Source organism: Shouchella miscanthi (assembly GCF_007725405.1).
In the GTDB taxonomy this organism is placed as follows: Bacteria; Bacillota; Bacilli; order Bacillales; family Bacillaceae_D; genus Shouchella; species Shouchella hunanensis.
In genome coordinates this window covers 2,173,407-2,189,903 of record NZ_CP042163.1, presented here as the reverse complement: position 1 = coordinate 2,189,903, position 16,497 = coordinate 2,173,407, and the positions used below count along the sequence as shown (strand labels likewise).

Sequence of the window (16,497 nt, the reverse complement as noted above, 5' to 3'; positions counted from 1 at the left end):
ATAGGAGATACAGCCTTAGCTGTTTAGAATATGACCCTCTTCTTCTTGTGATGACAACATGGCATTCAGAAAAAGTATCTGTATGGATGACATGCGTGCAACACGTTGTTCTCCCCTTGAAATTAAATTTGTGAACGATACGTTCGATACGTTCTTCCTTTCCAAAATAGAAGTAAAGCAATCAGTAAGCCAATTACAGAGAAAACGAAAATAATCGTTTGAATGTCGATTCCTTTTGAAACGAGCAGCGTTACTCCTGCATAAGCAAGTGGATCAAAGCCGTTCATAGCGAGAAAAATAATGCTCATCACTCTTCCCATTATTCGAGGGTCCGTGTCTTCTTGCGCAGAAGTAAAGAATGGAATGGCGACAAACGTCATGGTAAATCCAAGCAGAAACGCTAAAATGGTTACAGCTGTTAAGTTTGGAATTTGGCTAAAAGCTAATGCTACTAGTAATGTTGCGATTAACCCAAGGATAGATGTTAACCCGCGGTTGCGAAGCTTAACAGTACCGATAATGACGGTGCTAACGAGCATGCCAATTGCTAAAGAGGCTTCAATGTAGCTCAAATTAATGGGGGATCCTCCATAAGTTTCTACTAAAATCGGTATGGCAATTGAAATCGCACCAAATGCGAAAAAGTTTAACGTAATTAAGATGAAAATTCCTGTTACGAGAAAAGAATTTGCTTTTACATAGGAGAAGCCTTCAAGAAGATCTTTAAAAGGTGTTTGTTTCACGGTATTCTCAACAGGACCTTCTTTTAAAAAACGTGGGAACATAAAGAGAGCGGATAAAAAAACGATAATCATAGCTGTTAAGAAACTAGAGGTGATCCCACCAAACTCCATTATTGTTCCTGCGACAACGGGACCGACTACAAAGCCAATTTGCCCTAATCCTTGGATGATGGCATTGGCTTGTTTGATTTGATTTTTCGCAACCATTTTTGGAATTAAAGAGGTTCCTGCTGGCCCTGAAAACGCATCTAATGTTCCAAATAAAAAGCCTATAATAAGAAGATAGCTAAAACTTAGTTGGTCTGAAGCATGCAAAGAAAATACGATCAGTAATAGAAAGCCTTGGATTGTGCTCGTGCTAAACATAATCGTTGTTTTCTTAAATTTATCAGCTAGAACGCCACCAAACGCCATCATTAAAATGCGTGGTACTGTAATCGCGATAAGAATGATACCGAGAGAACTCGCTGAACCTAGTTCAGAAATTACAAACCATGTTGTGGTCATGAAAAACGTACTAAAGCCTATAATGGCTAAGAAACTCGCACTGAATAAAAAGATAAAGGGGGGATTTTTAATTAATGGTTTTTCCATAGAGATCATCCTTTTCATCTAAAGTAAGTCTCATTCTAGATGGTGACGTTACGTCGTATGCAAGGGCTCTTTATGACTTTTTTTACGTCTTCTTATCGTCCTATGTTAATCTTGTAGATGACAATTGGGTAAAACGTGATCGAAAGGAGAGAGTAGTCAGTGGAAGTAATTTATTTTGCAGGCGGCTGCTTATGGGGTGTGCAAGCATTTATCAAAACATTACCAGGCGTACACGAAACAGAAGCTGGTAGGGCAAATGGTACAAGCCAATCTCTTAACGTGAATTATGACGGGTACGCCGAATGCGTGAAAACGACATTTGATCCAACTGTTTTATCCGTTAAAGACTTAATGGCTTACTTCTTTGAAATTATTGATCCGTACAGTTTGAATAAGCAAGGTATAGATGTTGGAATGAAATATAGAACAGGCGTTTATAGTGAGAAAATCGAGCATTTAAACGATGCACGAGAGTTTATTGCTGCAAGAGCTGATTCTAATCGAATTATGGTTGAGGTAAGCCCACTTCAAAATTATGTAAAGAGCGCTGAAGAGCATCAAGATCGACTTGACAAATATCCGAATGATTATTGTCATATACCGACAGAACTGCTACAAAAGTATACGTAAAACTCTTTTCCCATTTTGTCGTAAATAGCGTATGCTTAGGAGAGTGAGGTGTTCCATGAAAGATAAACCATTTTCTACGTATCCTATAAGCGCGGAAATAAAGCGCGCATTGACTTTTTTACAGTATATAAACCCTACTTCTATTCAACAGAAAGTGATTCCGTTGTTAGTGAAAAATGAAAAACAAGATTTTGTTGTGCAGTCCCAAACAGGTAGCGGTAAGACTGCGGCATATGGGATTCCACTATGCGATAAAATCAATTGGGACGAAAACAAAGTTCATTCACTAATCCTAACACCAACAAGAGAACTTGCCGTTCAAGTAAAAGAGGATTTAACAGCTATCGGCCGGTTTAAACGTCTTCAAGTAAAAGAAATTTTTGGAAAGCAATCGTTTGAAAAACAAAAGTGGAGTCTTAAACAAAAAACCCATGTCGTTGTCGGGACCCCGGGGCGTATCCTCGATCACTTGCAAAAAGGGACGCTGGATGTATCAAAACTAAAGTATCTCGTAATAGATGAAGCGGACGAGCTATTTAATCGTGGTTTTCTTGATCAACTAGAAGGAATTATTCAGTTTCTACCGAAAACACGAACGAACCTGTTGTTTTCAGCAACCTTTCCAGATGCACTGCAGCAGTTAATAGAACGAGTACTAGATGAACCACTCTTTCTTGAAAATGAAGAGAAAGCAGCGACTCCGGCCATTCACCATGCATTTGTTGTGTCCAGTAAGCGTACAGATACACTTATACGCCATGTACTTAGCACTGAACGACCAGATCATGCGCTGATTTTTTGTGAGACACAAAAAGACGTTGATCAACTTTACCGTGATTTGCACGCATCAATCCCTGCATTAGCTAAATTGCATGGTGGAATGAGGCAAGAAGAACGTTTACATGCCATGTCCCAATTTAAAGCAGGTAGCTGTCGTTACTTAATTTCAACTAATTTATCGGCTAGAGGAATAGATGTACATGAATTAGCGCTTGTGATACATGCAAGCATGCCTCTAACAGTTGAAGACTATATTCACCGAACAGGAAGGACTGGAAGAAATGGCGCTATAGGTAAGTCCATTTTATTAATGAAACCAGTTGAAAAGGAAGCTCGTCTATTACTTGAACAAGAGCTTGGTTTTTCGTTTATTGAGCAAGTTGAGCCGGTTGTCTCCCTTGAACAGCAACTAAATTTTTACCAAGAGAAAAAGATCGTTGAGATTTCTACGAATAAAAAAAAGATTGACGAAGGAATTACGAAACTTTATTTAAATGGTGGGAAACAGAAGAAAATCCGCGCCGGAGACATTGTCGGTACCATCACCTCAATACCTAACGTAGATGCAAACGATATTGGTGTGATAACTGTTGAACAAACAGCAAGCTTTGTTGATATTCTTAATGACAAAGGCGCTTATGTTCTTGAGCATTTACGTACAGCAACGGTGAAGGGAAAGAAGTTAAAAGTGCATCGGGCGAAAAAGTAGCGGGGGCTATCATGATTCAATACAGGGCAGGCAATCTAACCGTTTTCCAATCTTCATTATATAAGACAACGTCAGCGATTATTGAAACGAGCGATGTTGTCATTATGACAGATCCAAATTGGTTACCGAGTGAAGTAGATGAAATAAAGAATTATCTTAACCTCAATCTCGGAAACAAACCACTATATATCATTTATACTCATAGTGATTTTGACCATATTATTGGCGCTGGAGCATTCCCAGAAGCAAAAGGAATAGCGACTAGTCAATTTGTAAACAACCCTGACAAAGAAGCGATTCTAGAAAAAATAGGAACGTTTGATCAAAGGTATTATTTAAACCGAAGCTATAAACCTATCTATCCTACTATTGATTTTGTTGTCACACACAATAAACAACAGTTACGATTAGGTTCACTAACATTAACATTTTATCACGCCCCTGGGCATACAGATGATTCCCTGTTTACCGTTATTGAACCAGAGGGTATTTTTCTTTCTGGTGATTACTTATCTGATGTTGAGTTTCCCTTTATATTTAGTAGCTACCGAGATTACCGCCAAACAATGGTGCTAGCTGAAACCATTTTAAGTCAGCATACGATAGCCATTCATATACCTGGTCATGGCTCAGTTACTCAGCAAAAAGAGGAACTCGATAAAAGATTGCTTTCTGCTAACAGGTATTTAACTCTGCTTGATAAAGACGACAAAGAGTTTGAAATGGCTTTACGTCAAGAATATTTATTTTTTGAAGGAATGAAACACATTCATACGATGAATAGACAAATGGCCAAAAATGAAATATGACATATAAATGTATTTCACTGTGTAACGAAAAAAAGACCCTACTTAATGGTCTTTTTTTTCGTTACGTTCAATTGCGAGCGAAACGGCTTTTTCTGCATGGAGTTTTGTTGAATCAAATAATGGGAGTGCACAATCGTTTTGATTGATAAGTAATGGAATTTCGGTACAACCAAGGATAACACCTTCTGCGCCTTTTGCAGCAAGTTGGTCAATAACAGATAAGTAGTACTGCTTGGAGTTTGCACAAGTTGTGCCAACACATAGCTCGTTAAATATAACATCGTGGACTTTTTTACGGTCTTCTTCATTTGGAACAATCAGTTCAATCCCATGACGCGCCATCCGTTCACGGTAAAAAGGTTTTTCCATTGTGAACTGGGTTCCTACTAAACCAATTGATTTCATATCTTGTGCTTTAATAGCTTCTGCTAGTGCATCAACAATATGAATAACAGGAAGGCCCGTTGCTGCTTCTACTTCGTCTGCCATTAAATGCATGGTATTCGTACAAATAACAAGCATGTCGGCACCGCCTGCTTTTAACTTATTCCCCGCTTCAACCATCCGTTCCGTCGCTTCTGCCCATTCTCCTGCTTTTTGTAAATGAACGATTTCTTGAAAGTCAAAGGAATACAATAAACATTTTGCAGAATGAAGTCCTCCGTATGTTCTCTTTACATATTGATTAATATATTGATAATAGGACACTGAAGATTCCCAACTCAATCCACCAATTAATCCAATTGTCTTCATCATTTGAACGCTCCTTTTCATTTAAATAATCTTAATAGAGCGTACCATGATATACTGGACCAACAAAGATCCACATTTAGATTGGTTTAATAGTACCAGGAGGAGAATACAATGCTTTGGTTTACTTTATCACGAAACGAAGAACAGACACTTGCTGTTCAAATTGAAGAGGAACTAAGGAAAAGAATTTTGGCTAGTCAATTGCGTGAAAATGAAAAGCTACCTTCATCACGGGAATTGGCTCACTCATTAGGCGTATCACGTAATACGGTGAATGAAGCCTATGAGCAATTGCTAATGGAAGGCTATATATACCGTATCCCGCGGTCAGGTACGTACGTATCTAAAGGGCTTGCTTTTAAAAAAGAACGAAGACAAATGCCACCGTTTGAAAAACAGATCCATCAGCCGGAAGAACCGATCATTGACTTTAAAGCGAGTCAGCCAGCTCTTGATCATTTTCCTAGACAAGCATGGGCCAATACGTACAAACAGGTATGCCTTACAGCAAATGAAGATGTATTTGGTTACCAGTCTGCCTTAGGTCACGTCCAACTACGAGAAGCGATTGCCAACTACCTCGGACGCTTAAGAGGTGTAGAAGCTCTACCTGATCAAATCGTTATTACAACAGGGGCTACACAAGCACTTTCATTATTAACGACGTTGTTACAAACAGTCGGAGAAAAGGTTTGCGTTGAAGATCCGGTTACTGAGGAAATGAGGAGCATTTTCACAGAAGCTGGGGCCAAGATTGAACCAATTCATACAGATGAACACGGAATTAATCCAGCTCACTTACCGAAGAATCACAAACCACGTTTTGTTTTTACTATTCCATCTCACCAATTTCCACTTGGTGCTATATTGCCAGTAAAGAGAAGGATTGAATTAGTGGAGTATGCACGAAGAATGGAAACCTATATTATTGAAGATGATTATGATAGTGAATTTATTTATGAAGGCACACCTGTTCAAGCGATGCAATCACTTGATACAGAACACGTTATCTATTTGGGCACCTTTAGTAAGATTCTATCGCCGAGTTTGCGTATTGGTTATATGGTTCTGCCTTACCATCTAGTAGAACGAGCAAAGAAACAAAAGTGGTTTACAGATCGTCACACGTCTTCGTTAGAACAAGTGGCATTAGCAATGTTTATAAAAGAGGGTTTATTTGAAAAGCATATTAGACGAATGAAGAAGCTGTATGCGAAGAGAAGGAAGGTGCTCGTAGAGGCCATTCAAGCTACATTTTCCCAGTGCGACATTATCGGCCAAGCAGCAGGTATGCACTTAGTTGTTCGCTTTAATAATGTAAACCGAATTCATGCGCATGACTTGGTAAACCACCATGTTCACGCCATCATAGTAGAACATTTTTCCATTGAAAAGGGTCAGCATCAAAACGAGCTGGTGCTCGGATATGGCCATTTACAAGAAGAAGATATATTAGAAGGAATTAAGCGATTAAAAAAAGCACTCACTTCATGTGTTGCCGAATAAGGAGGGTGGTGGTTTATATACGATGAACTTTTCACATATGAATGGCCGTCAAAAACAGCCGCCTGTACAATCGGTTATCGTGATCAATCTTATTTCTTATAAAGATGGAAATGATCATACGTTTAAATGATTCGTTACATCTGCGGTAAGAAATACTTGACAATTTATATCCGACTAAATATATTAGGATTATTGGATAACTGACTGACTCGTCAATCAAGAGAAAGGAGAAACAATGCATACGACTGAAAATCAACAAGTATTAATGGACGCAGCCTTGCCACTGCTTGCACGAAAGGGATTTCATAAAACAAAGGTATCTGACATCGTTAAACAAGCTGGTGTTGCTCAAGGTACGTTCTATTGGCATTTTAAGAATAAAGAAGCGATTGTTCTACACATTTTAAAAGAAGGAGAACGGTATTTATTAAACGTCATTTATTCTGGTTACAGAAAACAAGTCGGATCGTTAAACGATATGACGACTTCTTCAAAAGATTTGATGCAAACATTATTTTCGTATGCAGAATCAAATAAGGATTATATGCAATTGCTGCTAAAAACGGGGCAAGATAGTGATGAAAAGATTCGTAGCCAAATTGCGTCTACACTACAAGCAATTGAGCAAGCATTTGCAAATAACATCGCACGAGCGCAAGAATTACATATGCTTCCTGCAACGTATAGCAACCATACTCTAGCCGCTATGCTAGCTAGCTTAGTATTTGGAACAATTGATCGCTGGCTTTTTCGTGAAGGAGATTCTCTTGCAACACTAAATGCAGAAGAGATGGCGCGTCAAATCGTTTCATTTGAATTTTTCGGACTACGAGGTTTTACGTCGTCTCATTCTTAATTAAGGGAGGTGGATGCATTGTCTTTACTTAAAAAAATTTTACTACAAGTCATCCCAAGCTTACTCATTCTAACCTTTATTATCTTTTGTCTTGTCTATGTTGCCGGTGATCCTGTTTCTATGATGCTCCCTGAAAATGCAACACCTGCTGATCGAGAGGCGTTAAGAGAATCATTAGGGTTGAACGAGCCCTTTCTCGTTCAATATATGGGTTTTCTAGGGGATTTAGTTCGAGGTGATTTCGGCATGTCGCTTCAATATCAACAGCCAGCTAGCGATTTAGTGTTTAGCCGACTCACAGCAACACTCACGCTTTCCTTGATTGCAATGGTAATTGCTATCATCATTTCAATTCCTCTTGGTATTTATGCAGCCTTAAAACGAAACACGGTTTTAGATTTTTTGATTTCTGGGGTTTCCATAGTGGGAAAAGCAATGCCAAACTTTTGGATTGGCATCATGCTTATATTATTTTTTGCTGTTCTGTTTCCAATCTTTCCTGTATCAGGAGCCGCATCTCCTTTACATTTTGTGTTGCCTGCCTTTACGTTAGGTATCGCACTTGCAGCCGAAATGACTCGGTTAACTCGTGCAAGCGTGCTTGAAGTCATTGAACAAGAATATGTTCAAACCGCACGTGCGAAAGGACAAAAAGAAAGAATAGTTATTGGGAAACATGTCTTTTTAAACGCACTCATACCTGTTGTGACAATTATCGGCTTACAGTTTCCTCAGTTAATAGGAGGAGCCATAGTTGTTGAAACCGTTTTTTCTTGGCCTGGTATCGGGCGTTTATTGCTTACGGCAATGGAAAATAGCGATATGGCTGTCGTTCAAGCGATTGTTTTTGTCATCGCATTCATTACGATTGTGATTAATTTACTTACAGATTTGCTATACCGGGTACTTGACCCCCGTATTAAATATAACTAGGAGCGATAAACATGGCAGCTTTAACAAAATCAAATGACACAATTCGCCGTCGTTTCTTGACTTCTATCTCGCCACTTGGCCTACTTGGTTTACTAATGATAGGGCTTATTGTCTTATTAGCGGTGTTTGCACCATGGATTGCGCCTTATGACCCTACGCAAATTACAGCGACCTCTCGCTTAATTCCACCTTCTTGGATGGACAATGGGTCCAGTGCACATTTACTTGGTACAGATCATTTAGGTAGAGACATGTTTAGCCGCCTCATTCATGGTGCTCGAGTCTCTCTTCTAGTTGGCGTCATCTCTGTCTTGATTGCTGGTCTCATTGGGTTATCACTTGGACTAGTTTCTGGTTATTTCGGCGGCTGGATTGACGCTGTAACAATGCGGATAGTAGACGCAATGTTAGCTATTCCAACACTTTTGCTTGTTCTTGTTGCAATGGTTGTGCTTGATGCAAATTTACTTACTCTCATAATTGTTATCGGATTAACGAGCTGGGTGAACTATACGAGAGTCGTTCGTGGAGACGTTCTTGGAGTAAAAGCAAGGGAATATGTGCAAGCGGCTCAAACTCTTGGCGCAAGCAGCGCGTACATCATTCGCAAACATATATTGCCGAACGTTCTTTCTTCTTTTACCGTCATCGCAACAATTGGCGTCGGTACGGCTATCTTAACTGAATCGTCATTAAGCTTTCTTGGATTTGGTGTACAGCCACCAGGCATTACGTGGGGAAGTATGCTTAACGATGGACGAAATTACATCGCCACAAGCTGGTGGATTGCTACGTTTCCTGGTATTGCGATCACGATAACGGTTCTCGCTTTTACATTTGTCGGTGATTGGCTCCGTGATTATCTTGATCCACGCTTGAAAAAAGGAGGGGGCGACAATGAAGCGGCATAACGCTTTACTTTCCATAACGAATTTATCGACTTCTTTTCGTGCAGGGAAACGGGATACAACAGTCGTGAAAGACATTTCTTTTCATGTCAATTCTGGTGAAGTTGTCGCCATTGTTGGCGAATCAGGAAGTGGTAAAAGTGTAACCTCTTTATCCATTATGGGGTTATTGAGAAAAAATGCTACAGTAAGTGGTTCTATTATTTATGATGGGCAAGAGCTAAATACATTATCTGCGAGGGAAAGACGATTATTACGTGGGAGCGAAATGTCGATGATTTTTCAAGAGCCAATGTCTTCATTAAATCCTATGTTACGGATCCAGTCTCAAATTGCAGAAGTTTTAACCATTCATCATCCATCATTATCAAAAGTAAAAATTAAAGAGAAGACTATTGACTTATTGACACAAGTAGACATTCCTAATCCAAAAGAAACAGCAAAACGGTTTCCACATCAATTGTCAGGTGGCATGCGCCAGCGAGTCATGATTGCTATCACACTAGCATGTGATCCTAAATTGCTTATAGCAGACGAGCCTACTACGGCACTCGACGTGACAACACAAGCACAAATATTGTCATTGATTAAACGACTAAATGAACAAAATGGGACAGGTGTTGTTTTTATTACCCATGATTTAAGCGTTGTAGCAACAATGGCTGATCGCGTTCTTGTGATGTATGCTGGCCGAATTGTGGAAGAAGCAACGGTACACGAGTTATTTGATCGACCGAAGCATCCATATACAATTGGATTAATGGAAGCGATGCCGACCCTCGATACAAAAAACGAGCGGTTACGTGTCATCTCAGGAAATCCGCCAAACATTGGAAACCTGCCAATCGGTTGTTCCTTTCACCCACGATGCCCACTGGCAACGGAAGCATGTAAAGAAGCAGTTCCCGACCTAGAAGAAAAAGCGACGAACCATTTTGCACGTTGTATTCATGTAAAAAAGGAGGGAATTGAATGACCGAACCGTTATTAAAAGTGAACCAACTGAGCAAGACTTTTTCCATTAGCAATAAACGTCAGAAAGGGACTATTCAAGCGGTTCATGACGTCAGCTTTAGCTTGTTTAAAGGTGAAACCCTTGGGATTGTTGGTGAGTCAGGTTCTGGCAAATCAACCATTGCAAAAATGATTTTGCAGCTGATTGAGCCAACTAGTGGTTCTATTTATTTCAAAGGAAAAGAGATTAGCGCATTATCGAAACGTGAACAAAAGCAGATGAAAGCCAACGTACAGGCTGTTTTTCAAGATCCGTATGCTTCACTCAATCCTAGGATGAGAGCAAAGGAAATTGTGACGGAACCGTTAACGATTCACCAAGGGCTATCGACTAATGATCGTACAGAACGTGCACTCGGTTTACTTGAAGAAGTGGGCCTCGGTAGTCAGCATTTAAATCGCTATCCTCACGAATTTAGTGGCGGTCAACGGCAAAGGCTAAGTATAGCTAGAGCCATAGCATTAAAACCAAATATCATCGTATGCGATGAAGCGGTTTCTGCATTAGATGTATCAACACAAGCACAAATCGTAAACTTGTTAAAAGAGCTACAGAAAAATCACGGATTGTCGTACCTTTTTATTGCCCATGGATTACCTGTTGTGAACCATATTAGTGATCGGGTTGCCATTATGAAGAATGGAGAGCTCATCGAAATCGGGCAAACTGAACAAATATTTCATGAGCCAACTGAAGCCTATACGAAGTTGTTATTACAAGCTGTTCCAGCGTCGCACCCAAGAGATCGGCACAAAACAATACCATCGGAGGTTAATAAAAAATGAAAAAAGCGTTTCTTTCAAGTACATTATTTTCTATTCTTGCTTTGTCTGCATGTGGTTTTGATGATCCAGATAATGCTAACACTCCTGAAACAAATGAAGAAGCTAATGGCTACGAACTTTTAACGGTCGCAAATCCAGCAGATATAACGACATTTGATCCGCATAACAACAGTGTTATTACAACATCGGCTGTATTGATTAATCTTTACAGTAAACTTGTACAAAGAGATGAGTCAGGTGAAATCGTTGCAGACTTAGCAACTGAATGGACACCAATTGATGAAACAACGTGGGAGTTTGTTCTTCGTGACGACGTAACGTTTCATAATGGTGATGGCTTTACTGCCAACGACGTTGCTTTTTCCCTTGAACGCGTTGCGAATGACACAGCGCTTCAGCAACATTCAACGTTTAATCAAATTGAAACGGTTGAGGTTGTAGATGAATATACAGTGAGAATTACAACAGCAGAGCCTGACCCACAGCTACTGAATCGCCTCTCTATTCCAGCTGCAAGTATCTTGCCAAAAGACTATTTTGAAGAGGTTGGAGCAGAAAGCTTTTTCCAATCGCCAGTAGGGACAGGTCCATTCCAATACGAAAGTTGGCAGCAAGATGAGGCAGTAGAATTAAGCAAGTATGGAGACTACTTTGAAGGGGAACCAAACTGGGAGCGTGTTCGTTTTAGCGTTGTACCAGAGGATTCCACTCGAGTGTCAGAGCTTTTAACAAATGGGGTTGATATTGCTTTTAACATCCCAACAGCTGATATGGACCGAATTGATAATAATGAAGGGACGCATGTAGCGCTTGAGCCAATTCAACGGGTCATCCAACTTTGGCTTTCGAATGAAGAAGGAGAGCCTACTGCTGATCCTGCTGTACGAGAAGCCATTGATTTAGCAATTGAAAACCAAGTAATCATTGATGAAATTTTAAATGGAAGTGCAACAGCAACTCGTACTCATATTACACCAGGAAATGTTGGTGCGGATGAATCTTTATACGATACGTATGAATACGACCCTGATCGAGCAATAGAACTCTTAGAAGAGGCAGGCTACGACGACGGAGTTACAATTAATATGTCTGTAAATAACTACTACACAGAAATGGCTGAAGTGGTTGGGGGCATGCTTTCCGATGTCGGCATTACTGCAAACATAGAATTGATTGAACAAAGTCAATTTGCAAACCGTTTGTTTAATGATGAATTAGATGAGGCGATCTTTGTAGGGTGGGGAAATGACATGTTTGACGGTAGCGTACTGGAATTTTTTAAAGATGGCGGCGTTGCTCCTTATACCAACCCAGAAATTGATGAATTGCTAGAAGAGGCTTCATATAATATGGATGAGGCTGAGCGAACTGCACAGTATCAGGAAGTACAACAGATACTAGCTGAAGATCGTGGAGCTGTTTACTTATTCCAACTTCAAGGACGCTACGGTGTTAATGATCGTTTAGATTATACACCAAGGCTGGACGAGCTGTATGATATTAATGATATTGAATTAAAAACGGAATAGAAGGGACGAAAAAAAATGACGTTACCAGCCTTGTCACAATGGAATGCATTTATGATTGAAACACTCCGAGCCAATGGAATGGAAAATGAAAAGCTGGTAGAGCTTCTAAAAAACGAAGACACGGAAGCATTAAATACATTTGACCAAACGTTTGACTATAATGATCTCGTTCAAGCTTCTACTGAAAACGCTATTCAGATCCAACAAGCTATTCGAACCGGCTATAGAATTAAATTTGTTTCTAATTTTGGAATTAAACGCTTGCTTCGATTAAAGTATGGGTTAGTAGAAGGTACGGACTACAAAATGACAGAATCACGTTTTGATGGGATCACCTTAACCCAAGAACAACTGCAGGAATTTACGTCAATGCTTTCCCCTAATTGGAACATCTTTAGTGAGCAAACTGAAGACAAGAGCGTTCGTATCCGTATCCTTCATGCGACCCTGGACAATTAAAGAATAAACAGGACTTAAAGGCTTCATTATTTACAAAGCTAAGCCACCCTAATTGTGCATAACGATTCAGGGTGGCTTTTTATCATTTTTTTATGTCCATTTGCGCATGACTGTTTCAATAGGACCACGGCTAAATTGTAAGCGCCAGTAAGTAGAAAAAAGAATGCTTGCTGCGAAAAAGCCACAAGCGTAAAGAACCGTAAAGGAAAGAGGCTGGCTTTCAAACCCATTAAATAGAACGACTTTATCAAAGGTCAGCAGAAGTCCAATGCCGATGACCACATGACTAACATAGTGAGTTAAGGTTAGTTGCCCAGTAAAAATAAGAGAACGAATAAACCAATTGCCAGCATAGATTTCAGCAACATATAAGGCTAAAACGATGATGACAAGTGCTGTAGCCGTGTTAGAAAGTAAATAAAAGAGATTTGGAGGAAGTGGGCCAGTGGCAAATAGAAATGTTGCGCTCGTCGCATCAAGTAAGGTGTCTGTAGTGAAAGAAATAAGTAGACGAGACAAAAGTTCCGAAATAACAAACAAAATTGTACTGAAAAGAAGTATCGTATTTCTAGTTTTATTGTCACGTAAGTTTAATCTTCCAATTAACAAGCCAATCATTAAAAAGCAGATCCATGGAAAAACGGGATGGTAGCCATTTAGAAATAAATTCCTTAGAAACCCACTTATCGTCCAAAAATCGAGATAGGCTAGAAATGGGTGATTAGGATGCCATCCATTCATGTAATCGAAAAAAATTTGATAAAACTGAGCAATACCGGCAAGAACAATTGAAATCGTGATTATGATTTTTGGTGATGAGAAAAGAATAAGCACAGTGAATGCCATATATACACCGTAATAATGCAAGATGTCGCCGTCCCATCCAAGTGTGTATAAAAGCATGCCAACTATATATAAGAAAAGAGATCGTTTCACTAAAGAAATCTTACTGTTTTTACGCAACCGTAGATCTGAAGTGACTCGAGCTTTTTTTGTCATAAGCGAGATGCCGATGCCTGCTAATGTGACAAAGGTTGCTGCTGCACGGCCTTCGACTAAGTTTGTCATGGACACTAATAGGAAGTGTCCATTCCCTTGTGCACCTGTAACAACGATAAAATTCATAATAAGCATGCCGAACATCGCTAATGATCGAGCTAAGTCTAGACCGTCTAATCGAGTATGATGACTATTGCTCATGATATTCAATACCTCTTAATGTATTATCTACAGCTTCTTTCCAAATTTTTTTATAGTCTAGCTCCAAACCAGTTAAGATGAAATTTGTAATGTTATCAAAAAGTAAAGCGAGTATTTGTGATTTAATCAAAATCGTCTCATCCTTAATCGCATTAATCTGGACTGCGCGTATGAGCGCATCATAAAAGGTATTGAAAAAATACTGTTGAATGCGAACAAGTTGATCTGCATAATAAGCGTCACGTGAAGCAAGCAAGATGTAATGATTAAACAGTTGATTAAACGAGCGCTCTTTTTCTTGACGATTGATCGCCTTTTCTCCAACATTGTACAGCAGTTCTTTGACATTTTGAGCAGTCATGTTTTCTACCTTTATTAACGTAAAGGATTGAATATCTTTTACGAGTGTGTCAAACAACGTTTTAATCAGTTCGTCCTTCGATTTAAAATAATAGTAAATCGCTGGCTTCGAAATGCCTACCTCTGTAGCAATATTGGTTAAGCTCGTTTGATCAAAGCCTTTTTTTGAGAACATCTTAAAAGCAGTCTCCATAATATCTTGATACGTTTGTTCTTTATTACCCATAAAAAAACCCTCCTCTATTTTTTACCTACCGGTAAGTAAATAATAGAGGAGGTATACTCTTTTTGCAACCGTTTTTTTTTATTTATTATTTTATCATCAGAAAAAAGAGAAAAACGGACTAAAATTAGGCTCATGGTGTTCCACTTAAACCAAATGTTCATAAAGATAGATGAAAAAGGTTTTCAAGGAGAGGTATTATGAAGTATAAATTCTCAAGATACAATTTTGGCAACCCTTGTTCGAACATTCAATATTTCATGAGAACAGCTACAAACGGTGGTGATCCTAACTTAATTGGATCCACCGGACCTACTGGACCTACTGGACCTACTGGACCGGCAGGTGGTCTAACTGGGGTAACTGGACCAACCGGACCTACTGGAGCTACGGGATTAGCTGGAGTAACAGGGGCAACCGGAGCTACGGGGTTAGATGGAGTAACAGGAGCAACCGGAGCTACGGGGTTAGATGGAGTAACAGGGGCAACAGGAGCAACCGGAGCTACGGGGTTAGATGGAGTAACGGGAGCAACCGGAGCTACGGGATTAGCTGGAGTAACAGGAGCAACCGGAGCTACGGGGTTAGATGGGGTAACAGGAGCAACCGGAGCTACGGGGTTAGATGGGGTAACAGGAGCAACCGGAGCTACGGGGTTAGATGGAGTAACAGGAGCAACCGGAGCTACTGGATTAACTGGAGTAACCGGAGTAACTGGAGTAACAGGAGTAACTGGACCTACGGGATTAGCTGGAGTAACCGGAGTAACAGGAGTAACTGGAGTAACAGGGGTAACCGGAGCAACCGGAGCTACGGGGTTAGATGGAGTAACAGGAGCAACCGGAGCTACTGGAGTAACCGGAGTAACAGGAGTAACTGGAGTAACTGGACCTACTGGATTAGATGGGGTAACAGGAGCAACCGGAGCTACTGGAGTAACAGGAGTAACTGGAGTAACTGGACCTACTGGATTAGATGGGGTAACAGGAGCGACTGGAGTAACGGGAGTAACCGGACCTACAGGATTAGATGGGGTAACAGGAGCTACTGGGGCAACTGGAGTAACAGGGGTAACCGGAGCAACTGGAGCTACTGGATTAACTGGAGTAACAGGGGTAACAGGAGCTACTGGAGTTACTGGTGCAGGTGCAATCGTTCCATTTGCATCTGGATTACCAACGGCATTAACAACAATTGCAGGTGGTTTAGTCGGAACAACGAGCTTAGTCGGTTTTGGAAACTCCGTTACTGGATTAAGTTTAATCGGTGGCAATACGATTGATTTAACTGGAGCAGCAGGCACATTGTTAAACTTTGCATTTTTAGTGCCAAGAGACGGTGTGATTACCTCTTTATCCGCATTATTTAGTACCACTGTTGCCTTAACATTAATAGGAACAACGGTTACAATAACTGCACAAGTCTTTCGATCTGCAGGGCCGGCGGCTACGAACACCCTTACGGCAATACCGGGAGCCTCGGTTACTTTAGCGCCAGCGTTAACGGGAGCGCTAGCTCTTGGGACAATTTCAACAGGTAATGCGACAGGTTTATCTATCCCTGTAACAACAGGAGATCGATTATTAATCGTCTTTTCGGCTACTGCGGCAGGAGTTACGTTATTAAATACTGTAGCAGGGTATGCGAGTGCTGGCTTGTCTATAAGTTAAAAGAAGAAAAGGAGTAATGTTTTTAAACACTACTC

15 protein-coding genes and 1 pseudogene are annotated in these 16,497 nt (G+C 40.2%); 12 read left to right on the top strand and 4 right to left on the bottom strand.

The features are described 5' to 3' along the window. Positions 1-122: 122 nt before the first annotated feature. Positions 123-1,337 (bottom strand): MFS transporter, encoded by a 1,215-nt coding sequence (locus FPV17_RS10965; protein ID WP_144559015.1) that lies wholly within the window; start codon positions 1,335-1,337, stop codon positions 123-125. A gap of 159 nt (positions 1,338-1,496) precedes the next feature. Between FPV17_RS10965 and FPV17_RS10960 the strand changes: the two genes are divergently transcribed. Genes FPV17_RS10960 through FPV17_RS10950 form a run of 3 tightly spaced genes read left to right on the top strand, consistent with a single transcriptional unit; the run spans position 1,497 to position 4,265 of the window. Then, positions 1,497-1,967, top strand: coding sequence for a peptide-methionine (S)-S-oxide reductase (locus FPV17_RS10960; protein WP_035398250.1), 471 nt, complete (start codon positions 1,497-1,499; stop codon positions 1,965-1,967). Between the two features lie 55 nt (positions 1,968-2,022). Next, positions 2,023-3,456, top strand: a complete 1,434-nt coding sequence (locus FPV17_RS10955; protein ID WP_144559014.1) for a DEAD/DEAH box helicase — start codon at positions 2,023-2,025, stop codon at positions 3,454-3,456. Between the two features lie 11 nt (positions 3,457-3,467). Next, positions 3,468-4,265, top strand: coding sequence for an MBL fold metallo-hydrolase (locus FPV17_RS10950; protein ID WP_060705280.1), 798 nt, complete (start codon positions 3,468-3,470; stop codon positions 4,263-4,265). A gap of 42 nt (positions 4,266-4,307) precedes the next feature. Here FPV17_RS10950 and FPV17_RS10945 read toward each other — a convergent pair whose 3' ends face one another. Beyond that, positions 4,308-5,021, bottom strand: coding sequence for an aspartate/glutamate racemase family protein (locus FPV17_RS10945; RefSeq protein ID WP_367614606.1), 714 nt, complete (start codon positions 5,019-5,021; stop codon positions 4,308-4,310). A 108-nt stretch (positions 5,022-5,129) separates the two neighbouring features. Between FPV17_RS10945 and pdxR the strand changes: the two genes are divergently transcribed. From pdxR to FPV17_RS10905, 8 genes are all read left to right on the top strand, one after another. Next, positions 5,130-6,524, top strand: coding sequence for a MocR-like pyridoxine biosynthesis transcription factor PdxR (pdxR, locus tag FPV17_RS10940; RefSeq protein ID WP_035398247.1), 1,395 nt, complete (start codon positions 5,130-5,132; stop codon positions 6,522-6,524). A 235-nt stretch (positions 6,525-6,759) separates the two neighbouring features. After that, positions 6,760-7,380, top strand: coding sequence for a TetR/AcrR family transcriptional regulator (locus FPV17_RS10935; protein WP_035398245.1), 621 nt, complete (start codon positions 6,760-6,762; stop codon positions 7,378-7,380). 18 nt (positions 7,381-7,398) lie between these two features. Beyond that, positions 7,399-8,313, top strand: a complete 915-nt coding sequence (locus FPV17_RS10930; RefSeq protein WP_144559013.1) for an ABC transporter permease — start codon at positions 7,399-7,401, stop codon at positions 8,311-8,313. Between the two features lie 11 nt (positions 8,314-8,324). Continuing rightward, complete coding sequence (locus FPV17_RS10925; RefSeq protein WP_144559012.1) at positions 8,325-9,224, top strand: ABC transporter permease; 900 nt, start codon at positions 8,325-8,327, stop codon at positions 9,222-9,224. Next, on the top strand, positions 9,211-10,197 hold the full coding sequence (locus FPV17_RS10920; protein ID WP_144559011.1) for an ABC transporter ATP-binding protein: 987 nt from the start codon (positions 9,211-9,213) through the stop codon (positions 10,195-10,197). Before FPV17_RS10925 ends, FPV17_RS10920 begins: the two co-directional genes overlap by 14 nt. Continuing rightward, on the top strand, positions 10,194-11,021 hold the full coding sequence (locus FPV17_RS10915) for an ABC transporter ATP-binding protein (protein WP_144559010.1): 828 nt from the start codon (positions 10,194-10,196) through the stop codon (positions 11,019-11,021). The genes FPV17_RS10920 and FPV17_RS10915 overlap by 4 nt, the downstream gene beginning before the upstream one ends. Continuing rightward, a complete protein-coding gene (locus FPV17_RS10910) occupies positions 11,018-12,550 on the top strand; it encodes an ABC transporter substrate-binding protein (RefSeq protein ID WP_144559009.1) in 1,533 nt (510 codons plus the stop codon). Before FPV17_RS10915 ends, FPV17_RS10910 begins: the two co-directional genes overlap by 4 nt. A gap of 15 nt (positions 12,551-12,565) precedes the next feature. After that, the gene (locus tag FPV17_RS10905; protein WP_060705275.1) at positions 12,566-13,009 is read left to right on the top strand and encodes a hypothetical protein; all 444 of its coding nucleotides are present in this window, start codon (positions 12,566-12,568) and stop codon (positions 13,007-13,009) included. Positions 13,010-13,099: 90 nt separating this feature from the next. Here the strand turns inward: FPV17_RS10905 and FPV17_RS10900 are convergent, their stop codons facing one another. Both FPV17_RS10900 and FPV17_RS10895 read right to left on the bottom strand, forming a co-directional pair. Further along, entirely contained in the window at positions 13,100-14,209 is a 1,110-nt protein-coding gene (locus tag FPV17_RS10900; protein WP_035398238.1) for a DUF418 domain-containing protein, read from the bottom strand. Continuing rightward, positions 14,199-14,795, bottom strand: a complete 597-nt coding sequence (locus tag FPV17_RS10895; RefSeq protein ID WP_144559008.1) for a TetR/AcrR family transcriptional regulator — start codon at positions 14,793-14,795, stop codon at positions 14,199-14,201. Before FPV17_RS10895 ends, FPV17_RS10900 begins: the two co-directional genes overlap by 11 nt. Positions 14,796-15,061: 266 nt before the next feature. Between FPV17_RS10895 and FPV17_RS10890 the strand changes: the two are divergent. Further along, positions 15,062-16,462, top strand: a pseudogene (locus FPV17_RS10890) (exosporium glycoprotein BclB-related protein); the annotation flags it as partial. Between the last annotated feature and the right edge of the window lie 35 nt (positions 16,463-16,497).